This window comes from Gordonia sihwensis NBRC 108236 (genome assembly GCF_000333035.1).
GTDB lineage: Bacteria > Actinomycetota > Actinomycetes > Mycobacteriales > Mycobacteriaceae > Gordonia > Gordonia sihwensis.
The window spans coordinates 90,788-113,755 of the sequence record NZ_BANU01000013.1 but is presented as its reverse complement, the minus strand read 5'-3'; the positions used below and the strand labels follow the sequence as shown (position 1 = coordinate 113,755).

The window sequence follows — 22,968 nt, the reverse complement described above, 5'->3', positions numbered from 1 at the left end:
CAGGAAGGCCAGATCATGGCTGTTTTCAACGACGGCATCGCCGCAACCGAGGTGCCCGAGGGGGACATCGTCGAGACCGATGTCCTGATCGTCGGTTCCGGACCCGGAGGCGCGTCGGCAGCGCTGTTCCTGTCGACGCTGGGCATCCCGAACATCGTGATCACCAAGTACCGCTGGACCGCGAACACGCCCCGAGCGCACATCACCAACCAACGCTCGATGGAGGTCTTCCGGGACATGGGCATCGAGGATCAGGTCCTCGCCGAGGCCACTCCCCACGAGTTGATCGGCGACACCGTCTTCTGCACGTCGATCGCAGGCGAGGAGATCGGCCGGATCCGAACCTGGGGCACCCGCCCCGACCGCGAGGCGACTACCGGCTCGCCTCGCCGTGCCTCACGGTGGACATCCCGCAGACCTACCTCGAGCCCATCCTGGTCCGCAACGCGACCGTCCGCGGAACGCAGACCCGCTTCTCCACCGAGTATCTCGGCCACTCGCAGGACGAGAACGGCGTCACCGTCGACGTGCGGGACCGTCTCACCGGCCAGGAGTACCGGATCCGCGCGAAGTACCTGATCGGGGCCGACGGCGCCCGCTCACGCGTGGCCGAGGACATCGGTCTGACGTTCGAAGGCGCGATGGACATCGCCGGATCGATGAACATCTCAAAGCCGACATCGCCTCCCTGGTTGACCATCGACCGAGTGTTCTCTACTGGGTGATCCAGCCCGGATCGAATGTCGGCGGCATCGGAACCGGACTGGTGCGCATGGTGCGCCCGTGGGACGAGTGGCTCATCGTATGGGGCTACGACATCAACCAGCCGCCGCCGGATCTGGACGACGAGATGGCCACCGGCATCATTCGCGACCTGCTGGGGGTGCCGGATCTCGAGCCGGAGATCACCGGCTACAGCCTGTGGGGCGTGAACGAGATGTACGCCACCGACCTGCAGAAGGGCCGGGTGTTCTGCGTCGGCGACGCCATTCATCGGCACCCGCCGTCGAACGGTCTGGGGTCCAACACCTCGGTGCAGGACTCGTACAATCTGGCCTGGAAGATCGCCGCGGTTCTGCGCGGGCAGGCGGCACCGTCGCTGCTCGATTCCTACACCGCCGAACGCGCCCCCGTCGCCGAACAGATCGTCACCCGGGCGAACAAGTCGGCGCGAGAGTTCTCCGACATGTTCACCGCACTCGGCGTCGTCGGTCTGGAGGGCGACGAGATGGCCGCCGCGATCGCCGAGCGGAAAGCCGACTCGCCGGCCGGTGAGGCGAAACGGGCTGCCCTCGTCAAAGCCATGAACACCAAGAACTACGAGTTCAACGCGCACGGGGTGGAACTCGGCCAGTTCTACCGTTCGGCTGCGATCGTCTCCGACGGCACCGAGCCGCAGCCGCCGGCCGGGCGTGAGGATCGCGATCTGTACTACGTCCCGTCCACGTCGCCGGGTGCACATCTGCCCCACGCCTGGGTCGGCGACAACGTCTCGCGCAAAGCGATGCTCGACCTGGCGCCGTACGATCGCTGGACCCTCGTCACCGGCGTCGCGGGCAGTCCGTGGACGCAGGCGGCCGACGCCGTCGCCCGCGAGCTCGGAGTACCTCTGGAAGCAGTCGTGATCGGTCCCGGCCGCGACGTGACCGATCTGTACTACGACTGGGCGAAGCTCCGCGAGGTCTCGGAGTCCGGGGCGCTCCTCGTGCGGCCCGACAAGCACATCGCCTGGCGCTCGAACCAGCTGCCCGACGACCCGACCCGCGAACTGTCGACGGCGATGCGAACGGTCTTGGGGCGCTGACGATGAGCTTCGACTTCATTCACGAGACGCTGCCGCAGCGCGTGGTGTTCGCGCGGGGCGACGCGCCGGGAGCCGTGGCCGCGGAGGTCGCGGCGGTCGGCGGCACTCGGGCCATGCTGATCCACTCCGGTCCGAGCGCCGAACAGGTGGAGGCCGTCGCCGCGCAGCTCCCGCTCGCGGTGCGGCACGACGACGTCGCCATGCACGTGCCGATCGAGGTCGCCGAGCGCGCCCGGGCCGCTGCCCGCACCGGTGACGTCGACGTCCTCGTCAGCGTGGGCGGCGGCTCGGCCACCGGCCTGGCCAAAGCCGTGGCCCTGCGCAGCGGTGTGCCGATCGTCGCCGTGCCGACGACCTACGCGGGCAGCGAAGCCACGAACGTCTGGGGGATGACCGATAACGGAGTCAAGACCACTGGAACCGACCGGCGCGTCCTGCCCACGTCGATCGTGTACGACGCGACCCTCCTGCAGTCCCTGCCCGCCGATCTCTCCGTCGCCAGCGGGCTCAACGCGCTCGCCCACTGCGTCGACTCGATGTGGGGCCCGCGCGCGGATCCGATCGACCGAGCGCTGGCCGAGGAGGGGATCCGCGGACTGCGAGCCGGGATGATCGGGCTGGTCGACGGCGCCGGAGGCCTCGACGCCATCGAGCAGACGCTCTACGGTGCGTACCTCGCGGCGGTGTCGTTCGCCTCGGCGGGTTCGGGCATGCATCACAAGATCTGTCATGTCCTGGGCGGGATGTACGACCTGCCCCACGCGCAGACGCACGCGGTGGTCCTGCCTCACGTGCTGGCCTTCAACGCGCCCGGCGCACCGGAGGCCGCCGCACGCATCTCTCGCGCGTTCGGCAGCCAGACCGCGGTCGCCGGTCTGGCCGCCCTGCGCCGCGCCGTGTCGGCGCCCCGCGCGCTCAAGGACTACGGCATGCCCGGAGAAGGTATCGCCGCAGCGGTCCCGCCCATTCTGGCAGCCATCCCGACGAACAACCCGAAACCCGTCAGCACCGACGACCTCACCGCGTTGCTCCGCGCGGCGTGGGAAGGAGACGAACCCCGATGACCACCATCCCCGACCACTCGAACCACCCGATCTCCGAACGCCAACGGGCGGTCGAAGAGGACGTCGTACAGCGCGTCGTCCACTCCTTCGACGACTGCGCCGATCCGCGTCTGCGACGGGTGATGGTCTCGCTCGTCGAACATCTGCACGCCCTTCTCCGCGATGTGCGGCTGACCGAGGACGAGTGGCAGGTCGCCATCGACTTCCTCACCGACGCCGGTCACATCACCGATGACAAGCGACAGGAGTTCGTGCTGCTCTCGGACACGCTGGGCGCGTCGATGCAGACCATCGCCATCAACAACGAGGCCTACGGAGATGCGACCGAGGCGACCGTCTTCGGCCCGTTCTTCGTCGACGGAGCCCCCCGCATCGAACTCGGCGGCGACGTGGCGTTCGGCGCTGCGGGACAGCCGTGCTGGGTGGAGGGCACCGTCCGCGACGTCGACGGCGATCCGGTCCGCAACGCCAGGATCGAGGTGTGGGAGGCCGACGATGAGGGTCTCTACGACGTTCAGCACGACGACGGGCGCGTCGCGGCGCGCGCCCACCTGTTCACCGACGACGACGGCGGGTACCGGTTCTGGGGGATCAAGCCGACGCCGTATCCGATCCCCTACGACGGCCGGGTAGGCAAGATGCTGCAGGCCGTGGGCCGATCGCCCTACCGCGCCTCGCACCTGCACTTCATGGTCACCGCGCCGGGCTGCCGGCGCCTGGTGACGCACATCTTCGTCCGCGGCGACGAGCTGCTGGACCGCGACAGCGTGTTCGGAGTCAAGGATTCGCTGGTCAAGGATTTCATCGAGCAGCCGGCGGGCACACCGACTCCGGACGGCCGAGTGATCGACGGACCGTGGTCACGAGTGCGGTTCGACGTGGTGCTGGCGCCCGGAGCCGCAACCGACGAATGACGGGCCGGCCGGCGGTACGCGGGCTCAGTCGGGCAACGCGCGCAGCGCTCCGATCCGCTCGAGGACGTCGACGAACTCGTCGGCGATGCCGCCGGCTGCGGCGACCGTCACGTGGCCGTCGCTCGATCGCGAGTCCGCGGGCGGCAGGAGGACCGTCGCCCCGGCCTCCGCTGCGATCAGTCCGCCCGCCGCCCAGTCCCACGGGCTCAGTCCGTGCTCGATGTGGGCATCGGCGGCACCCGATGCCACCATGCACAGGTCCAGCGCCGCGGCGCCGACTCGCCGGATGTCGCGCACTTCGGGCAGCAGCTGCGCGATCAGCGCGCCCTGGCGCACGCGACGCTCGCGCGAGTACCCGAATCCGGTGGCCACGAGAGCCAGCCCGACGTCGGTGATCGGATTGCACGACAGTCGGATCGCGTCCGGCCCGAGTCCCGTCGCCCACGCTCCCCCGCCGGCGCTCGCCCAATACGTCACCCCGCGGGCGACGTCGACCACCGCGCCGGCCACCGAGCGTCCGTCGATCTGTGCCGCCACCGACACGGCGAACGCCGGTATCCCGTACAGGAAGTTCACCGTGCCGTCGATCGGGTCGACCACCCAGCGGACCCCGGTGGGGACGTCGACGGACCCGCCGTCCTCTTCGCCGAGGACCTCGTCGTCGGGCCGCTCGGCGCGCAGCAGGTTCCGGATCAGTGCCTCGGACTCCCGGTCGGCGACCGTGACCGGATCCGTCGGGGTCGACTTCGACTCGACCGAGCCGTCGGCGACCCTCGTGCCCGTCGGCGCGAACAGTTCCACCCGCCGCGTCCGGACGTGCTCGGCGGCCCGTTCGGCCACCCGCCGGGCGATCTCGGCGAGTTCGGCAGGCGCGGCCGTGGGCGTATCGATGGGATCGGACGGGGTGGAGAAGCCGGGAGACGTCACACCTAGAGTCTAGAGTTGCGAGTCTAGAGTGTCCGACGGGAGCACGGCGCAGGCCGTCTCCCGCCGCCATCGTCCACCGATCGAGCCTCGACCTGCCAAGAAGGGCGGACCGTACCGATGACCGACGCGCGATTCACCGTGCTTGCCTCCGACCGTTCGCCGAGTCCGTCATCCGACCTCGGCTTCGGCATCGACATCGGCGGCTCGGGAGTCAAGGGGGCGATCGTCGACCTGCGAACCGGACAGTTCGTGGGAGAACGCCACCGCATCGCCACCCCGCAGCCCGCCACCCCGGCCGCGGTCGCCGACACGGTCGCCGAGATCGTCGAGCACTTCGGCTGGACCGGCCCGGTCGGGCTGACCGTCCCCGGCGTGGTCCGGCAGCAGATCATGCGCAGCGCCGCCAACATCGACGAGTCGTGGAAGGGCACCGACCTGTATGCCTTGTTCAGCGACCGGTTGGGCGGGCGCCGCGTCACGGTGCTCAACGACGCCGACGCCGCCGGAATCGCCGAGTACCGGTTCGGCAGCGGTGTCGGCGACGCCGAGGGCACGGTGATCCTCCTGACCTTCGGCACCGGCATCGGTTCGGCGCTCCTGTACAACGGAACGCTCGTACCGAACACCGAGCTCGGCCATCTCGAGATCGACGGCAAGGAGGCCGAGCACCGCGCGTCGGCGAAGGTGCGCGAGGACCACGGGTGGTCACTGGAGAAGTGGAGCAAGAAGGTCTCCAAAGTGCTGCGGCACTACGAGGCGATCTTCTCCCCCACCCTGTTCATCGCGGGCGGCGGGATCAGCCGCAAAGCCGATCAGTGGATTCCGCTGCTGACCAACCAGACCCCCGTCGTCGCTGCTGAGCTGCGCAACACCGCGGGAATCGTCGGCGCTGCGATCGCCGTCGACGAGGGTCTTTCGTTCTGATCGTCGGCCGCTCGTCGGGGGCGTGAGACCGGCATGCGCATGTGCTCGTCACGGCGATGTCGTTACAATGGAACACGTCGGTCTCGCACCGAGCCCTCAAGCCCCTTCGCCCACGGCGTCACGTCCTGTTCGGGACGCGCGCAGCCGTGCCGCCCGTGAGTTATGTCGAAAGGTTGTACGTGGCAACCACCAAGTCCACCGACGCAGCAGCCGAAGCCACCGGAGCAGAAGACGCCCCGGTAGCCAAGAAGGCGCCCGCCAAGAAGGCACCGGCCAAGAAGGCCGCCGCGAAGAAGGCGCCCGCCAAGAAGGCCGCCGCGAAGAAGACTGCAGCCAAGAAGACTGCGAAGAAGACCGCCGCCAAGAAGACTGCGAAGAAGACCGCGGGCAGCAAGGCCGCCGATCCCACCGTCGAGGTGGACGAGACCGAACTCGACGGCGGCGAGGGCCTCGACGACGTCGACGACTCGCAGATCGATCTCGCCGACGCCGAACTGATCGTCGACGATGACGACGAGGCCGACGACGCGAAGCCGGCCAAGGCCGCGAAGGGCCGCGGCCGCGCGAAGAAGGACGACGAGCCCAAGCCGGACTTCGTCTGGGACGAGGACGAGTCCGAGGCGCTGCGGCAGGCTCGCAAGGACGCCGAACTCACCGCCTCGGCCGACTCGGTTCGCGCTTACCTCAAGCAGATCGGCAAAGTCGCCCTGCTGAACGCGGAGGAAGAGGTCGAGCTCGCCAAGCGCATCGAGGCGGGACTGTTCGCCACCGAGCGGCTGCGCCGGGTGATGGAGTCGGGCGAGAAGCTGTCGGTGGCGCAGCGGCGCGACCTGTCGTGGATCTCGCGTGACGGAAACCGTGCCAAGAACCACCTCCTCGAGGCCAACCTGCGGCTCGTGGTCTCCCTCGCCAAGCGGTACACCGGTCGCGGGATGGCCTTCCTCGATCTGATCCAGGAGGGCAACCTCGGCCTGATCCGCGCCGTCGAGAAGTTCGACTACACCAAGGGCTACAAGTTCTCCACGTACGCCACCTGGTGGATCCGGCAGGCCATCACCCGCGCCATGGCCGACCAGGCCCGCACCATCCGCATCCCGGTGCACATGGTCGAGGTCATCAACAAGCTGGGCCGCATCCAGCGCGAACTCCTTCAGGATCTCGGCCGTGAGCCGACGCCGGAGGAACTCGCCAAGGAAATGGACATCACGCCGGAGAAGGTGCTGGAGATCCAGCAGTACGCGCGTGAACCGATCTCGCTGGACCAGACCATCGGCGACGAGGGCGACAGCCAACTCGGTGACTTCATCGAGGACTCCGAAGCGGTGGTCGCGGTCGACGCGGTCAGCTTCACCCTTCTGCAGGACCAGTTGCAGGACGTGCTCGACACCCTGTCCGAGCGTGAAGCGGGCGTCGTCCGGCTGCGCTTCGGTCTCACCGACGGTCAGCCCCGCACCCTCGACGAGATCGGCCAGGTGTACGGAGTCACCCGCGAGCGCATCCGCCAGATCGAGTCGAAGACGATGAGCAAGCTCCGGCATCCGAGCCGCTCCCAGGTGCTCCGCGACTACCTGGACTGAGCAGCAGGCCCCGCCCGGCAGATCGACGAACGCCGGCGAGTCGACCCCCACCCGTCCCGGGCGGCGTCGACTCGCCGGCGTTCTGCGTCGGGCTCCCCTACAGCGTGCGGATCCACGATCTGGTGTCGGCCGGGTCGATCACGTCGTCGAGTTCGAAGGTCGCCGCCGCGCTCAGGGCGCGTCCGCGCGCGTACATCGTCGCGACCAGTCGGTCGTACAGTTCGGTCCGCGCACCCTCGTCCGGGGCCGCGGCGAGTTCCTTCGAGAAGCCGAGCCGCACGGCGCCCTCCAGACCCATGCCGCCGATCTCACCGGTCGGCCAGGCCACTGTGAACTGCGGCGCCCGGAAGCTCCCGCCCACCATCGCCATCGCGCCGAGTCCGTAGCCCTTGCGCAGGATCACCGCGCCGAACGGCACGGTCAGTCGGGCGCCGACCGAGAAGAGGCGGGAGAAGCGGCGCACGGTGGCCTGCTCCTCCGATTCCGGCCCGACCATGAAACCCGGGGTGTCGCAGAACGAGACCACGGGGAGTCCGCGCAGCTGACACAGTTCCAGGAACTCGGCGAGTTTGTCGGCTCCGGCGGCGTCGATCGCGCCGCCGAGATGAAGGCTGCTGTTGGCGACGAATCCGAACGGCCGGCCCTCCACGCGCAGGAAACCGGTGACGATTCCGGGTGCGTGATCCGGGCGCAGTTCCAGAACCGAATCGACGTCCGCGACCGCCCTCACCGCGGCGTGCACGTCGTATGCCCGCAGCCGGTTCTCCGGTACCGCGTGGCGCGCCTGACGCCCGTCGGGGGCGGTCCACTCGTCCACCGCGCCCCGGAAGTAGCCCAGCACCTGCCGAGCGAGCTGGACGGCGTGCGCCTCGTCGTCGGCGACGAGGTCGACCACGCCGTTGCGGCGCTGCACGTCGATCGGGCCGATCGCCTCGGGCGGGTACTCGCCGAGCCCGCCGCCGGAGATCATCGCCGGACCGCCCATGCCGATGTTCGCGTCGGGGGTGGCGATGAGGATGTCGCAGGCGCCCGCCAGCGCCGCGTTGCCCGCGAAACACCGGCCGGACACCACGGCGATCGACGGTGCGCGATCGCGCACACGGGCCATCGACCGGAAGGTCGACACATCCAGGCCCGCGACGATGTCGAGGTCGGTGTCGCCCGGACGGCCGCCGCCGCCCTCGGTGAAGAAGACGACGGGGATCTCCCGCTTGAGCGCGATGTCGAGCATGCGATCGGTCTTGGCGTGGTTGCGCCAACCCTGGGTGCCCGCGAGGACGGTGTAGTCGTAGGACATGACCACCGCGGCGGCACGGTCGGCACCGAAGGCGTCGGCGGCGATGGTCGCGATTCCGCCCACCAACCCGTCGGCCGGGGTGTTGGCGATCAGATCGTCCTCCGACCGCCGCGCCTTCTGCGCGGCGATGACGAGCCCGCCGTACTCGACGAAGCTGCCGGGATCGACCAGGTCGGCGATGTTCTCCCGTGCGGAGCGCCTGCCGATCCGATGGCGACGGGCGATCGCATCGGGGCGGGCCTCGTCCCGGGTGAGACGATGCCGTGCGTTCACCTCGTCGAGGTCGGCGCGGTTCCGGTCGAGGTCGTCGGCCGCGGTGTCGGCTGCGCCGCTCGCCGCAGCGTCCGGGCGGTAGACCACCAGAGGGGTGCCCGCGCGCACCGTCGCGCCTTCGGCCGCGAGCACCCGCATCACCCGCACCGAGGTCTCGGCGATCACCTCGTGCTGCATCTTCATCGCTTCGAGTACCGCCAGCGGCTCGCCGGCGGCGACCACGCGTCCCGGTTCGGCGACGTGGATGACGGTGGCGGTCAGCGGCGCGGCCACCGCCTGTTCGTCCTCGTCGAGGTCGGCGGCGACGGTCTGCCGCGCGCCGTCGTCGTCGTCGCACGCGGGCAGCAGGTCGGCGAGCCTGCGGTCGAGGAATCCGGTGTCGACCGGCCCCTGAGCGAACTCGGCGTCCGCGAGGATCGCCCGCAGCAGCCCGATGTTGGTCTGCGGCCCGTCGATGACGAACTCCGACAGCGCGCGGTCGGCTTTCGCGTAGGCCGACGAGAGAGTCGGCGCGCGAACGACGACCTTGGCGAGTAGGGAGTCGTACCGCAACGAGGTCTCCAGGCCGGGCGCGCCGAAGGTGTCGACGCGGACGCCGGGTCCGGTCGGCGGCGTGAAGGCGTCGAGCCTGCCCGCTGTCGGCATCGCCGAACCGTCGGCGCTCATCGTCTCGAGGTTGACGCGCGTCTGCACCGCGCAGGCAGTCGTGGGCGGGATCGTGGCCAGACCGCAATCGGCGAGCCGGCCCCCGCCGGCCAGGGTCAGTCCGATCGCCACCAGATCCAGACCGGTGACCTCCTCGGTGATCGTGTGTTCCACCTGGATGCGGGGATTCACTTCGAGGAACACCGCGCGCGACCCCTGCACCAGGAACTCGACCGTCGCGAGCCCGCGGTACCCGGCCGCCGCGACCAGTCGCGCGGCGTCGTCGTGCAACCGAGTGCGCAAGCCGTCGCCCAGTCCCGGTGCGGGCGCCACCTCGATGAGTTTCTGTCGACGGCGCTGGACGCTGCAGTCGCGGTCGCCGACCGCCACCGCCTCAGCGCCGTCGCCGACCACCTGCACCTCGATGTGCCGACCGCCGGTGAGGAGTTCCTCGGCGAACACCCGCCCGTCGCCGAATCCGAGTTCGGCCTCGGCGACCGCGGACCGGAACGCGGCGTCCAGATCTGCGTCGCCGGTAACCGGACGCATCCCGCGCCCTCCGCCGCCGGCGAGCGCCTTGAGCATCACACCGCCGGGGCATCGTCCCGCGAACTCCCTGATCCGCGCGAGATCGGCGGCGCCGTCGGTCGCGGCGAGCACATCGAGCCCGCATTCGACGGCGGCCGCGCGCGCGGCCTGCTTGTCGCCGAAACGCCGCAGTACCTCGGGTGCGGGGCCCGCGAACGTGATGCCAGCGTCCGCGCACGCCTGCGCGAAGTCGGCGTTCTCCGACAGGAAGCCGTAACCCGGATGCACGGTGTCGGCACCCGTCCGGATCGCGGCGCTGCACACCGCGTCGATGTCGAGATACGCGGCCGGGCCCTCACCGGGCAGTCCGACGGCCTCGTCGGCGGCGGCGACGTGCGGTGTGGCGGCGTCGTCCGGTGCGTACACCGCGACGGTGTATACGCCCATCTCGCGGGCGGTGCGGATGATGCGCAGGGCGATCTCGCCCCGATTGGCGATCAGCAGCTTCATGCCGCGCCCCCGGTCGTCGCCGCGGCGCGCTCGAGGAGTTCGCCCTTGCGGACCTTGCCGGTGGCCGTCATCGGCAGCGCGTCGACGACGATCACCTCCGGCACCTTGTAGGTCGCGAGGTTCTCCCTCGCCCAGGCCACCAGCGACCGCTCGTCCGGGCCGTTCTCGGTGACCACGACGAAGGCGACCGGGACCTGCCCCCTGTCGGGGTCCGGCCGAGGAACCACCGAGATCGCCTCGATCCCCTCGTGGCGGCGCATCAGTGCCTCGACCTCCGACGGGAACACACTCATGCCGTTGATCTTGATCATCTCCTTGGTCCGCGCCAGGTAGTGCAGCGCACCCCACTCGTCGAAGCGGCCGAGGTCGCCCGTGTACAGCCACCCGTCGCGGAGCGCGTCGGCGGTGGCCCGGGGATCGTCGAGGTAACCGCTCAGGATCGACGGACTCCGGACGATGATCTGGCCGACCTCGCCGACCGGCAGCGGACGGCCGTCGTCGTCGACGACCAGGATGTCGGTTCCGGGAACCGGCAGACCGCAGAACACCGGATCGGCGAGCAGATCGCGGTCGCCGTCCTGGAAGCCGAGGGTGAACGTGTCGGCGGTGTGCGTCTCGGTCATGCCGTACGAGGCCTCGCGCAGGACCGATCCGACCGCGGCCCGCCATCGGGCCCGGATCGGCGGATCGAGCCGGGTCACGAACGACACGGCGAGAGTGGACCTCAATGAGCGCAGCGCAGCCGGGTCCAGGCCGGGCAGGTCGAGGATCTCCAGGTAACTGTCGACGGTGGCCACGAGGTCGGTGACACCGTAGGCGGCCACCTGGTCGACGACCGTTGCGGCGTCCCACCGGGTCAGCAGCACCACCCTTTGGCCGTTGATCAGCGGCTTGATGATGCCGAAGTCCTCGCCGGCGATCCAGAAGACGGGCAGGAAGTTCATCGAGACCGCGTCCGCGTCGCCCAGGCCGGTTCCGCCGGCGAGGGTGGCCGTGGCGGCCGTGTACGCCATGTGCCGCTGCGTGTGTTCGCACCCCTTCGGCATACCGGTGGTGCCGCCCGTGTAGTTCAACGCCGCGAGCACGTCCGGATCGGCCGGGCGCACCTGCGCACGCGGGGCGCGCATGATCTCGGCCCAGTCCGACGCGGTCGACGACGGATGTGCGCGCATGTCGTCCAGTGCCGTCGTCGCGACCAGTCGCACCGGGGTGCGGGCACGCACCGACTCGACGAGGTCACGCTGCTCGGGTGAGGTGAGCAGCACCGTCACGTTCGCATCCGTGAGCTCGTGCTCGAGTTCGAAGCCTTTGAACAGCGGGTTCACCGGAACATGGACAGCGCCGAGCTTGAGCACGCCGAGCATCGCGATGTGGAACTGCGGGCAGTTGGCGAGGTGGATTCCGACCCGGTCCCCCGCCCGAACGCCCACCGACTCGAGCCAACCCGCGAACCGGTCCGAGAACTCGTCGTACTCCGCATAGGAGACGTCGCGGTCGTAGAAGGTGATCGCCGGCGCGTCGGGACGGAGTGCGGCCCAATGCCGCAGGTGGTCGACCATCGTCGGACGTCCGGCCGGGTACTCGAATTCTCGGGGCACGGCGGCCGGCCAATTCGCCAGCTGCCGGGCCGCGAGCTCCGCGGCCGCCGCCTCGAGAACCGCTGCCGGTGGCGTCTGTGTGCTGTCGGTGGCCCGGACGTCAGCCGGCGTGCTCTGTGGGGACATGGGTGGAACTGCTCCTGTTCAGGGTGGCCCGCTACGGGGCCGGGTGGTCGTCGGTCAGTCCGAGCAGACGCTCGGTGACCGCGATGATGTCGAGGACGAACCGCTCCTTGGCCTCCTCATCCGCCCCGGCGAGCCGCTTGGCGCCGTGGTGGATGGCGTCGCCGATGATCTGCACCAGTCGTTCCGGCTCGATCGCCGGATCGAGGGTTCCGCCGGGAAGGTTCCGGAGGAATCGCGCGTAACCGCGGATCCGGCGGTCGGCTCCCGAGGTCCAGATCTCGGCGACCTCCGGCCGCACGGACGCGGTGACGTCGATCAGCCCGACGATGCCGCCCATCGAGAAGATGGCGTCCAGGTACGCGCGAGTGGTCGCGGCGAGGATCTCGCGTGCACCGGCGTCCTCCAGCCCGGTGAGGCTCTGCGTCACGTTCAGCTCGTCTGCCAGCTTCTCCACCAGGGCCAGGAAGACCTCGTCCTTCGATCGGAAGTAGGCGTAGAACGTGGGGCGCGAGGTGTGCGCGCGGTTCGCGATCATCTCGACGGTGACCGCGGAGTAGCCGAACTCGTCGAAGCACTCGGCGGCGGCGGCGAGGAGTTGGTTGCGGCGGGCTGCTCCGGCGTCCTTGCGGCTGGCACGGGCACGCTCTTGAGTGGTGCTCACTGTGACAGTCTGCTGTGACACGGTCGGCCTTTCAAGGACGCCGGAGCGCCGTCAAGCGGCGGCCGGCACGCCCGGCACCGCCTCCGGATCGGTGCGGACGGCCGCACCGTTGGTCTCCGGCAGCCGCCAGGCGCAGACCACGGTGACCAGTGCCATCGCCGCCAGATAGATCGACACTCCGGTGGTCGACGCCGTCTCGGCGATGATCCAGGTCATGACGAGCGGGGCGACGCCGGAGACGGCGACGGCGGCGATCTGGTAGCCGAGTGAGGCGCCGGAGTAGCGCAGCCGGGGCTCGAACAGTTCGGCCATGAAGGCGGCGAGCGGTCCGTACGTCAACGCCTGCCCGATGCTGCTGATCATCATCGCGAAGAAGAGGAGAACGCCCGATGCGGAGTTCGCGAGCCAGAAGAACGGGAACGCCCACAGGAGCAGCACGCCGCCGCCGAGCAGGATCAACGGTCGGCGGCCGATCGAATCGGACGCCTTACCCGCCCACGCGATCACCACGGGCATCAGGACGGAGACCACCATGATGGCGGCGAGCACGGTGGTCCGGTCCATGCCGAGGCCGTTGTCCGCCGCGGACTTGGTGCCGTAGGCCAGGAATCCGGCGATCGCCACATAGAAGGCCGAGTTGGTCGCGGCCAGCAGACCCGCGCCGAGCAGGATCTTGCGCCAGTGGAAGCGGATGGCCTCCGACAGCGGCGCCTGGGCGATCTGCTCGGTATCACGCCTGGCCGCGGCGGTCTCCTGCAGTCGACGGAACTCCGGTGAGTCCTCGACCTTGAAGTGGATGTACAGCACCAGCGGGATGAGGGCGGCACTGGCCCAGAACGGGATCCGCCAGCCCCAGCTCAGGAAGGCCGCATCCGACGTCGAGGCGTTGACGATGATCATCGCCAGGTTGCCCATCACCAGACCCAGCGGCACTCCCATCTGACCGAACGTCCCGGCGAATCCGCGGCGCTTGGGGCCTGCCGATTCGGTGAGCAGCAGGACGATGCCGCCCCACTGGCCGCCGCACGCGAGCCCCTGGATGAATCGCAGGGTCACGAGAAGGATCGGCGCGGCCGAGCCGATCGCGGCCGCCGACGGCAGGCATCCGATCAGGAAGGTCGCCAGTCCCATCGAGATCAGGCAGGCCAGGACCATCGGCTTGCGGCCGATCCTGTCGCCGAAGTGGCCGGCGAGGATGCCGCCCAGCGGGCGGGCGATGAATCCGACCGCGAAGGTGCTGAACGCGAGCAGGGTGCCGACCAGCGCCGAGGCGTCCGGGAAGAAGATCTTCGGAAAGACGAGCGCCGCTGCGGTGCCGTAGACGAAGAAGTCGTACCACTCGATGGAGCTTCCGAACAGACCGGCGGCCAGCAGTTTGCGGTGCGCGGACAGTTCCTCGGTCCCCTGCGCTGCCACCGCACCAGTTGGATTTCTCATGACCCTCCTCGGTCTCGAAGTGTGATGCGTGACACTCATCATGCTTTACATTGACGTCAACGTCAATGCCTGAACGCCCAGCGCGAGCGTCCGAGGAGACGACCGTCGTGCACAGCGAAAACGCGCCGTCGGCGGACGTGGTCACGTCCGCCGACGGCGCGTCTCGTCGCCTCCGGTTCGCCGAGGTCAGGCGGGCAGATCGGCGAGGATCGCCAGCGCCGCCCGATGCCGTCCGGGAGTACCGAGAGCGATCTGATCGGCCTTCGCCCGCTTGAGGTAGAGGTGCGCGGGATGCTCCCAGGTCATTCCGATGCCGCCGTGCAACTGGACGGCTTCCTCGGCGGCACGGACGGCGTGGTCGCCGCAGTAGGCCGCCGCGACCGCCGTCGTCAGCGCCGACTCGTCAGAGTCCACTCCGAGATCGGTCGAGACGACCGCGGCTGCGCGCGCCGCCGCCGAGGCCTGTTCGGTGTCCGCGTACAGGTCCGCCAGCCGGTGCTTGATCGCCTGGAAGCCACCGACGACGCGCCCGAACTGGCGTCGCTGCCGCAGGTAAGCCACGGTTTCGGTGACACACCACCGCGCGATGCCCGCTTGTTCGGACGCCAGCAGGGCCGCGCCCATCGCGAGACCGGAGCGGATCGCCGCCGCGCCGTCGTCCGACACACGCCTCCCCTCGGCCCCGTCGAACTCGAGGTCGCTGACCGGTCGGGTCATGTCGAGCGATGTGACCGGCGTGACCACGACCGACTCCGACGGCACCGCGTACAGGGCGCCGTCCGAACCGGGAACCAGGAAGACATGGGCGTCCTCGGCGCCGGCCACGCTCTGCACCCGCCCGGACAGGCGCGCGTCGGCCGCCGCCACCGTCGCGATGACCGAATACGGATCGGCGGAGAACGGGACGGCGAGCGCGGCGACGACGGATCCGTCGGCCAGCCCCGGGAGCAGTTCGGTGTCGCCCGCCTCCTCGAGCACGGTGGTCGCGATCACGGCGCTGGTGAGCATCGGGGTGTGCGCCGGTATCGCGCCGAGTTCCTCGAGGACCACCGCCGCCACCGCCGGGGTGGCTCCGGCACCGCCGTGCTGCTCACCGATCAACAGGCCCGCGAGCCCCAGTCCGGCCATCTCCCGCCAGAGGTCGGGCGGCGCGGCGCCGTCGTAGGCGGCGATGAGGGCGTCCGTGCTGACTCGCCGGGACAGCAGATCGCGCACGGCGGCCCGCAGATCCTCCTCCGCCTCGTCGGTCACCAGGTGCGGCACGTAGTCCGCCGCGACGCTCATCTCGGCACGTCCTTCCATGGAATGTCCTTGTCGACTCGGTGTTCGGGCGGCAGTCCGAGGATGCGTTCGGCCACGATGTTGCGCAGGATCTCCGATGTCCCGCCCTCGATCGAGTTGCCCTTGGCTCGCAGATACCGGTAGCCCGCGTCGCGGCCGAAGAAGTCGACGCGCTGCGGCCGGACCATCGTCCAATCCGAGTAGCGCAGTCCCTCGGCGCCGAGGATCTCCAGCTCCAGCCCGGACAGTTCCTGGTTGATGCGTGCGAACGAGAGTTTCATCGCCGCTCCCTCCGGACCGGGCTGGCCGGAGGCGAGCTTCTGGCCGAGCCGGACGCCGGTGAGACGAGCCACCTCGGAATCGACCCAGAGCTTCAGCAGTTCGCCGTGCAGTTCCGGGGTACGCAGGTCGGGGCGGTCGCGCCAGGTCCGCGCGACCACGCCGATCATCCCGTCCTCACGCCGGGCGGCCCGGCCCCCGATCGCCACCCGTTCGTTGTTCAGGGTCGCATTGGCGACTTCCCAGCCCTGACCGATCTCCCCCAGCCGCTGGCTGTCCGGGATGCGCACGTCGGTGAGGAAGACCTCGTTGAACTCCGCCTCGCCGGTGATCTGGCGCAGCGGCCGGACGTCGACGCCGGGGTCGGTCATATCGCACAGGAAGTACGTCAGTCCGCGGTGCTTGGGCACATCGCCGTCGGTGCGGGCGACGAGGATCGCCATTCGGGCGTTGTGCGCGCCCGAGGTCCACACCTTCTGCCCGTTCACCACCCACTCGTCGCCGTCGCGGACGGCCCGGGTGGCCACGGCCGCCAGATCGGAGCCGGCCCCGGGTTCGCTGAACAGCTGGCACCACACCTCCTCGCCGGTCCAGAGCGGGCGCAGGTAGCGGTCGAGCTGCTCGGGTGTGCCGTAGCGCAGGATCGTCGGCGCGGCCATGCCCAGGCCGATGCCGTTGACCTCGCTCCGGTTTCCGGGTGCGCCGGCCTCCGCGAAGAGTCGGTCCACCTCGGGCTGCAGCGACCGCGACAGCCCCAGTCCGCCGCGGCCCACCGGGTACGCCACCCAGGCCAGACCCGCGTCGTACCGGGCTCGGAGGAACTCCAGCGGATCGGTGGTCGCGGGATCGTGTGCGGCCAGGAAGTCCGCCACCGTCCGCGCGAGATCGGCCGCCGCGGTCGCCTCCGTCATCAGCGAGTCCCTTGCCTGCGGAGTTCGGCGCGCGCGAGGGAATTCTTGTGCACCTCGTCCGGCCCGTCGGCGAACCGCAGCGTCCGGATGCCCGCGATGTAGTTGGCGAGCGGGAAGTCCTGGGAGAGTCCGCCGGCGCCGTGCGTCTGAATCGCCTTGTCCAGGATCCACTCGACCGTCGACGGGGTGGCGATCTTGATGGCCTGGATCTCGGTGTGGGCGCCGCGGTTGCCGACGGTGTCCATCAGCCACGCGGTCTTCAGGACCAACAGCCGCAACTGCTCGATCTTGACCCGCGATTCGGCGATCCAGTTGCGGATCACACCTTGTTCGGCGAGCGGTTTGCCGAAGGCGACGCGGCTCGCGGCTCGCCGGCACATCATCTCCAGCGCACGCTCGGCCATGCCGATCGACCGCATGCAGTGGTGGATGCGGCCCGGTCCGAGCCGGCCCTGAGCGATGGCGAATCCGTCGCCCTCCGCCCCGATCAGGTTCGCCGCCGGGACGCGCACGTCGGTGAACCGCAGTTCGGCGTGGCCGCCGTGATCGTGGTCGTCGTAGCCGAGCACGTGCATCCCGCGCACCACCTCGAAACCCGGGGTGTCGCGCTCGACGAGGATCATAGACTGCTGCGCGTGCCGCTCCGCGGACGGATCGGTCTTCCCCATCACGATGAAGATCTTCGCGTTGGGGCTCATGGCACCGGTGATCCACCACTTGCGCCCGTTGATGACGTACTCGTCACCGTCGCGGACGATCGACAGTTCGATGTTGGTCGCGTCCGAGCTGGCGACATCCGGCTCGGTCATCGCGAACGCCGAGCGGATCTCGCCGTTGAGCAGCGGGGTCAGCCATTTGCGCTGCTGCTCGGCGTTCGCGTATTGGGCCAGGACCTCCATGTTGCCGGTGTCGGGCGCGGCACAGTTGAGTGCGGCGGGGGCCAGCCCGGGGCTGCGGCCGGTGATCTCCGCCAGCGGCGCGTACTGCAGATTGGTCAGTCCCGCCCCGTGTTCGCCCGGCAGGAACAGATTCCACAGTCCGCGCCTGCGGGCCTCGGCCCGCAGTTCGGCGAGGACCGGCACGCTGTCCCAATCCCACGGGTCCTCGAGCGCGGCCAGCTGCTCGGCGAACACCGGCTCGGCCGGGTACACGAACTGATCCATGAACTCCAGGAGGTTCTCCCGCAGTTCCTCGGTCTTCGCGTCGAACTCGAAATCCATCTCAGCTCTCCTTCAGAGCGTCCAGGCCCGCGTTCAGCAGCGGACCCACGGCCTGTCCGGCGTCGGCGAATCCTTCGCCGACCGTCTGACCGTTGACGTAGCGGTAGTGAATGCCCTCGACGATCCCGGCCAGCTTGAAGCAGCCGAACGCGAGGTAGAACCCGAAGTCCGAGAGGTCACGGCCGGACTCGGCGGAATAGCGCGCGAGGACCTCGTCCTCGGTGAGGAAGCCGGGCGCCAGCGAGACGTCGGTGACGCCGCCGCCCGCAGCACCGAGACGGTGGTAGACGCACATCAGCGCCAGATCGGTGAGCGAGTCCCCGATCGTCGACAGTTCCCAGTCGAGCACCGCCCGGGCCTGATCGGCGTCGTCGACGAGCACGTTGTCGAGGCGGTAGTCGCCGTGGACGATTCCCGGGGCGGCGTCGGCGGGTACCCGCTCGGCCAGCAGCCCGTGCAGTCGCTGCATGTCCGGGAGGTCGCGGGTGTGCGCGGCGTCGAACTGTTTGCGCCACCGCGCGACCTGCCGGGCCAGAAACCCTTCGGGACGGCCGAAGTCGCCCAGTCCCACCTCGGCCGGATCCACGCGGTGCAGAGCGGCCAGCGTGTCGACGAGCCGCTCGGAGATCGCACGGGTGCGGCTGCTGCCCAGCTCGGCCAGTTCGGCGGCCTTACGGTAAGGAGTCCCGTCGACGGCCTCCATGACATAGAACCGCGCGCCGAGCAGGTCGGTGTCGTCGCAGATCGCGTACATCCGCGGCACGGGCACCTCCGTCGGCGCCAGCGCCGACATCATCGTGTACTCGCGTCCCATGTCGTGCGCCGTCGCCAGCAGCTTGCCGACGGGCGGGCGGCGCAGTATCCAGCGGTTCTCTCCGTCCGTGAGGCGGTAGGTGAGGTTCGACTTGCCGCCGGCGATCAGCTCCGCGTCGAGCGCGCCGTCGATCGGGCCGACGTTCTCGATGAACCACGGAGTCAGCCGGGCCAGATCGAGACCGGGCAATTCGCGTGAACCGGTGGCCGCCATCAGAACACCAGCACCGAGACGGTCTCGGCGATGCACACCGGCTTCTCGCCGCCGTCGATCTCGATGGTGACCTTCTCGACCACCTGCTGACCGGCCGAACTCGCCTTCACCTCGACGAGTTCGAAGCCGGCCCGTACCTTCGATCCGACCGGGACGGGCGCGGGGAACCGCACCTTGTCGGTGCCGTAGTTGACGCCCATCGTGGTTCCGACCGCACGCCAGGCGCTCTGGCGCAGCACCGGAATCAACGACAGGGTCAGATAGCCGTGTGCGATGGTGGTGCCGAAGGGTCCCTTCGCGGCCCTCTCCGGGTCGACGTGGATCCACTGGTGGTCACCGGTGGCGTCGGCGAACAGGTTCACCTTCTCCTGAGTCACCTCGTACCAGTCGGAGTAGCCCAGATGCGTTCCGGCGGCGGCGACGAGGTCTTCGGCACTGTTGATCTCGATCATCGTCAGGCCTTCGGTCCGCCGGCGACGTAGATGACCTGACCGGAGACGAAGCCGGCGCCTTCGCTCGCGAAGAAGCTCACGGTGTGCGCGATGTCGGCGGGCTCGCCCACGCGCTGGACCGGGATCTCCTTGGCCGCGGCGGTCTTGAAGTCGTCGAAGGAGACGCCGATGCGCTCGGCGGTCGCTGCGGTCATATCGGTCGCGATGAATCCCGGAGCGATCGCGTTGGCGGTGACGCCGAAGCGGCCCAGCTCCAGCGCCAGGGTCTTGGTGAAGCCCTGCATCCCCGCCTTGGCCGCCGAGTAGTTGGCCTGGCCGCGGTTGCCGAGCGCCGAGGTGCTCGACAGGTTCACGATGCGCCCCCAGCCCTCCTTGGTCTGGTACTGCTGCACCTCGCGCGACATCAGGAAGGCACCGCGCAGGTGCACCGCCATCACCGAGTCCCAGTCGGAGACGCTCATCTTGAACAGCAGGTTGTCGCGGATGATGCCCGCATTGTTGACCAGGATCGTCGGCGGCCCGAGTTCGGCCGCGACCCGGCTGACGCCGGCCTCCACCTTGACTTCGTCCGAGACGTCGACGCCCACACCGATCGCTCTGCCGCCGGCGGCGGTGATCTCGTCGGCGACGCTCTGGCAGGCCGCTTCGTCGAGATCGAAGACGGCCACGGCGTGACCGTCGTCGGCCAGACGGCGCGCCACCTGGGCACCGATGCCTCGAGCGGCGCCGGTCACGATCGCAATGCGCTGGGTGGTCATAGAGTTCTCTCCTTCGAGGACGTACTTGATTCGGATGTGCGGGATTCGGGTGTGCGGGATCGGGCGGAGCGGCCGGTGAGTCCGCTCGGGGTGGCCTGATACGCCACGCGTCCGACGGTATTGCCGTCGGCGAGCCGTTGCAGGCCGTCGGGGATTTCCTCCAGTGGCAGCCGCTCACTGACGAGGGGCGCGATGGCTCCGGAGTCGGCGAGCGCGGTGAGCTCGGCGTGGCATTCGCGGACGAGGTCGGGCGCGTACCTGTTGTACAGACCCCAGTGCAGTCCGACCACCGAGTAGTTCTTGATGAGCGCGTGGTTCAGCGCCGTCTCGGTGATGGTGCCGCCGGCGAAGCCGATCACCAGGATCCGCCCCTCGAATGCGATGCACTTGGTGGACCGCAGGTAGGTGTCGCCGCCGACCGGGTCGTAGATCACGTCGGCGCCGCGACCGCCGGTTTCGGACTTGACGACCTCGACGAAGTCTTCCGCGTGCCGGTCCACCACGACATCGGCGCCGAGCGCGCGAGCCACCCCGGCCTTGGCCGATCCGCCGACCACGCCGATCACCTTCGCGCCGGCGGCCTTGCCCAGTTGAATCGCGGCACTGCCGACCCCGCCGGCCGCGGCGTGCACCAGCAGGGTCTCCCCCGGTTGGATCCGGGCTCGACGGTGCAGTCCGAACCAGCCGGTCTGGTACCCGATGAACAGCGACGAGGCCTGCGCATCGTCCAGGGACTCCGGCGCCGGGAAGGTCTCGGCGGCGGCCATCACCGCGTACTCGCCGAAACCGCCGTACGGCAGCACCGCGCCGCCGAGCACCCGGTCGCCGACCGACAGCCCGGCGACGCCCTCACCGAGAGCGGTCACCTCACCGCACAGTTCCACTCCCGGGGTGAACGGCAGTTCCGGCCGCACCTGATAAAGCCCGCGGCACATGAGGACGTCCGGGAAGTTCGCCGCGGAGGCGAGTACCCGCACCACCACCTGCCCAGGTCCCGGCTCCGGGAGGTCGACGTCGGCGAGGTGCAGCACCTCAGAGGGCTCGCCGAGCCGTTGCACCCGCCACGCCTTCATCGCGGCTCTCCCGCGGACCGGGCCGAGTCGAGCCTGCGCTGCAGTTTGTTCATGCCCGCGAGCCAGCGGTCGGTGTCGCCGGCCCTCGCCCGGTAGTAGCCGGACACCTCGGGGTGCGGCAGGATCAGGAAGTCGTCGCCGTCGAGGGCCGCCTCGACCGCCGCCGCCACGTCGTCCACGGAGAGTGCGACGTCATGGCTGAGCAGTTCTTCGAGGGGCCCGGACTGATCGAGCATCCGGGTGCGCACGCCCTGCGGACAGATCGCCTGCACCACGACTCCTCGATGCCGATAGGTCGCCGACAGCCATTCGGCGAAGGCGACGGCGCCGTGTTTGGTCACCGAATACGCGGGAGCGCCGAGCATGGTCAGCAGTCCGGCCGCCGAAGCGGTGACGACGAACCGTCCGCCGCCGCGCTCGATCCACTCCGGGACGAGCCGGCGCGCCGCGTGCACGTGCGCGAGCACGTTGACATTCCACGAGAGCTCCCAGTCGGCGTCGTCAGCCTCGAGCCCGCGCCCTCGGTCGACTCCCGCGTTGGCGAACCACGCGTCGATCGGACCGTAGGCTTCGCGGGCCGTCGCGATCAGGGCGTCCACGCCGTCCTGCGACGCGGCGTCGCCCGGTGCGGCCACCGCGGTTCCGCCCGCGCCCGCGATCGACGCCACCGTGCGTTCGGCGCCCTGCGCATCGAGATCGGCCACCACCACCCGAGCACCCCGCGCACCCATTGCGACGGCGAGCCCGGCGCCGATGCCGTTGCCCGCTCCGGTGACGACGACCGTCTTACCGGCCGGATCGAAGGCCGCCGGGTCCGCGCCGCTCATCAGGCGCCGCCGCCGAGGAGCACGCCGCCGTCCACGACGAGCGTCTGTCCGGTCATCCAGCCCGCGTCGGCCGACAGCAGGAAGGCCACCACCGAACCGATGTCGTCCGGCTCCCCCAATCGCTTGAGCGGGTACGCCGAGGCGACCTGCTCCTCGCGACCCTCGTAGAGGGCGGTGGCGAACCGCGTCTTCACCACCGCCGGAGCCACCGCGTTGACCCTGATGTTCGGTCCGAGCTCCCACGCGAGCTCTTCGGTGAGATGGATGACCGCGGCCTTCGACACCCCGTAGAAGGCGATGCCCGGTGCGGGGCGCAGACCCGCGATGGAGGCGACGTTGACGATCGCACCGCCGTGCTCGCCCTGCCAGGCCCGGTTGACCGCCTGCGCCCAGCGCAGCGCCGAGATAACGTTGACGTCCATGATCTTGCGTGCGGCCTCGGGATCGATGTCCATCAGCGGTCCGTAGACCGGGTTGATACCGGTGTTGTTGACGAGCAGATCCGCACTGCCGAAGCGCTCGACGGTCTTCGCCACCGCATCGGCCTGATGGTCGGGGTCGTCGCCGCGACCGGGTACCGCGAGTGCCACGTCCGCACCGCCGAGCCGTTCGACGGCGTCGTCGAGGGCCTCCTTCTTGCGAGCGGTGATCGTGACCTTGGCGCCTTCGGCGATCAGCCGCTCGGCGATCGCGAACCCGATGCCGCGGCTGGCGCCCGTCACGATGGCCGTCTGGCCCTTGAAGCGCTGAGGATCGATCTGTGCCACGGAGTCTCCTTGTCATGAACTGCGGTGAACTCTGACTAAGCGCTTGCTTAGCTGTTACGATCCACCTTGCACCACGGTGAGACATCCG

19 protein-coding genes and 2 pseudogenes are annotated in these 22,968 nt (G+C 69.6%); 7 read left to right on the top strand and 14 right to left on the bottom strand.

The window, feature by feature from the left end:
• Window positions 1-15: 15 nt before the first annotated feature.
• From GSI01S_RS20780 to GSI01S_RS09450, 5 genes and pseudogenes are all read left to right on the top strand, one after another.
• Window positions 16-285: pseudogene (locus tag GSI01S_RS20780) on the top strand (FAD-dependent monooxygenase); the annotation flags it as partial.
• Window positions 286-401: 116 nt separating this feature from the next.
• Window positions 402-1,099, top strand: a pseudogene (locus tag GSI01S_RS20775) (FAD-dependent monooxygenase); the annotation flags it as partial.
• Between the two features lie 87 nt (window positions 1,100-1,186).
• Window positions 1,187-1,804, top strand: coding sequence for an aromatic-ring hydroxylase C-terminal domain-containing protein (locus GSI01S_RS20770; RefSeq protein ID WP_428832044.1), 618 nt, complete (start codon window positions 1,187-1,189; stop codon window positions 1,802-1,804).
• Between the two features lie 2 nt (window positions 1,805-1,806).
• Window positions 1,807-2,868: a maleylacetate reductase gene (locus GSI01S_RS09455; protein WP_006896327.1), complete on the top strand. Its 1,062-nt coding sequence runs from the start codon at window positions 1,807-1,809 to the stop codon at window positions 2,866-2,868.
• Window positions 2,865-3,782, top strand: a complete 918-nt coding sequence (locus tag GSI01S_RS09450; RefSeq protein WP_006896326.1) for a dioxygenase family protein — start codon at window positions 2,865-2,867, stop codon at window positions 3,780-3,782. Before GSI01S_RS09455 ends, GSI01S_RS09450 begins: the two co-directional genes overlap by 4 nt.
• A gap of 24 nt (window positions 3,783-3,806) precedes the next feature.
• Here GSI01S_RS09450 and GSI01S_RS09445 read toward each other — a convergent pair whose 3' ends face one another.
• Complete coding sequence (locus GSI01S_RS09445) at window positions 3,807-4,709, bottom strand: inositol monophosphatase family protein (protein WP_006896325.1); 903 nt, start codon at window positions 4,707-4,709, stop codon at window positions 3,807-3,809.
• 117 nt (window positions 4,710-4,826) lie between these two features.
• Here GSI01S_RS09445 and ppgK point away from each other — a divergent pair, with 117 nt between their 5' ends.
• A complete protein-coding gene (gene ppgK, locus GSI01S_RS09440; protein ID WP_006896324.1) occupies window positions 4,827-5,633 on the top strand; it encodes a polyphosphate--glucose phosphotransferase in 807 nt (268 codons plus the stop codon).
• A 179-nt stretch (window positions 5,634-5,812) separates the two neighbouring features.
• Window positions 5,813-7,210, top strand: a complete 1,398-nt coding sequence (locus tag GSI01S_RS09435) for an RNA polymerase sigma factor (RefSeq protein WP_006896323.1) — start codon at window positions 5,813-5,815, stop codon at window positions 7,208-7,210.
• 97 nt (window positions 7,211-7,307) lie between these two features.
• Here the strand turns inward: GSI01S_RS09435 and GSI01S_RS09430 are convergent, their stop codons facing one another.
• From GSI01S_RS09430 to GSI01S_RS09370, 13 genes are all read right to left on the bottom strand, one after another.
• Window positions 7,308-10,463 carry a carboxyl transferase domain-containing protein gene (locus GSI01S_RS09430; protein WP_006896322.1) on the bottom strand — a complete coding sequence of 1,052 codons (3,156 nt, stop codon included), beginning with the start codon at window positions 10,461-10,463 and terminating at the stop codon, window positions 7,308-7,310.
• Window positions 10,460-12,187 (bottom strand): AMP-binding protein, encoded by a 1,728-nt coding sequence (locus GSI01S_RS09425; RefSeq protein ID WP_006896321.1) that lies wholly within the window; start codon window positions 12,185-12,187, stop codon window positions 10,460-10,462. The genes GSI01S_RS09430 and GSI01S_RS09425 overlap by 4 nt, the downstream gene beginning before the upstream one ends.
• Before the next feature lie 31 nt (window positions 12,188-12,218).
• A complete protein-coding gene (locus GSI01S_RS09420; protein ID WP_101841579.1) occupies window positions 12,219-12,848 on the bottom strand; it encodes a TetR/AcrR family transcriptional regulator in 630 nt (209 codons plus the stop codon).
• A gap of 51 nt (window positions 12,849-12,899) precedes the next feature.
• Entirely contained in the window at window positions 12,900-14,285 is a 1,386-nt protein-coding gene (locus GSI01S_RS09415) for an MFS transporter (protein ID WP_006896318.1), read from the bottom strand.
• Between the two features lie 186 nt (window positions 14,286-14,471).
• Window positions 14,472-15,587, bottom strand: a complete 1,116-nt coding sequence (locus GSI01S_RS09410) for an acyl-CoA dehydrogenase family protein (RefSeq protein WP_101841580.1) — start codon at window positions 15,585-15,587, stop codon at window positions 14,472-14,474.
• On the bottom strand, window positions 15,566-16,756 hold the full coding sequence (locus GSI01S_RS09405; protein ID WP_006896316.1) for an acyl-CoA dehydrogenase family protein: 1,191 nt from the start codon (window positions 16,754-16,756) through the stop codon (window positions 15,566-15,568). Before GSI01S_RS09405 ends, GSI01S_RS09410 begins: the two co-directional genes overlap by 22 nt.
• Window positions 16,756-17,976 carry an acyl-CoA dehydrogenase family protein gene (locus GSI01S_RS09400; protein ID WP_006896315.1) on the bottom strand — a complete coding sequence of 407 codons (1,221 nt, stop codon included), beginning with the start codon at window positions 17,974-17,976 and terminating at the stop codon, window positions 16,756-16,758. Before GSI01S_RS09400 ends, GSI01S_RS09405 begins: the two co-directional genes overlap by 1 nt.
• Before the next feature lies 1 nt (window position 17,977).
• The gene (locus GSI01S_RS09395) at window positions 17,978-19,003 is read right to left on the bottom strand and encodes a phosphotransferase family protein (protein ID WP_006896314.1); all 1,026 of its coding nucleotides are present in this window, start codon (window positions 19,001-19,003) and stop codon (window positions 17,978-17,980) included.
• Window positions 19,003-19,455: a MaoC family dehydratase gene (locus tag GSI01S_RS09390; protein WP_006896313.1), complete on the bottom strand. Its 453-nt coding sequence runs from the start codon at window positions 19,453-19,455 to the stop codon at window positions 19,003-19,005. Before GSI01S_RS09390 ends, GSI01S_RS09395 begins: the two co-directional genes overlap by 1 nt.
• 2 nt (window positions 19,456-19,457) lie before the next feature.
• The gene (gene fabG / locus GSI01S_RS09385) at window positions 19,458-20,213 is read right to left on the bottom strand and encodes a 3-oxoacyl-ACP reductase FabG (RefSeq protein ID WP_006896312.1); all 756 of its coding nucleotides are present in this window, start codon (window positions 20,211-20,213) and stop codon (window positions 19,458-19,460) included.
• Window positions 20,210-21,286 (bottom strand): NADPH:quinone oxidoreductase family protein, encoded by a 1,077-nt coding sequence (locus GSI01S_RS09380; protein WP_006896311.1) that lies wholly within the window; start codon window positions 21,284-21,286, stop codon window positions 20,210-20,212. Before GSI01S_RS09380 ends, fabG begins: the two co-directional genes overlap by 4 nt.
• Window positions 21,283-22,113: an SDR family NAD(P)-dependent oxidoreductase gene (locus tag GSI01S_RS09375; protein WP_006896310.1), complete on the bottom strand. Its 831-nt coding sequence runs from the start codon at window positions 22,111-22,113 to the stop codon at window positions 21,283-21,285. Before GSI01S_RS09375 ends, GSI01S_RS09380 begins: the two co-directional genes overlap by 4 nt.
• Window positions 22,113-22,880: an SDR family oxidoreductase gene (locus tag GSI01S_RS09370; RefSeq protein ID WP_006896309.1), complete on the bottom strand. Its 768-nt coding sequence runs from the start codon at window positions 22,878-22,880 to the stop codon at window positions 22,113-22,115. Before GSI01S_RS09370 ends, GSI01S_RS09375 begins: the two co-directional genes overlap by 1 nt.
• Between the last annotated feature and the right edge of the window lie 88 nt (window positions 22,881-22,968).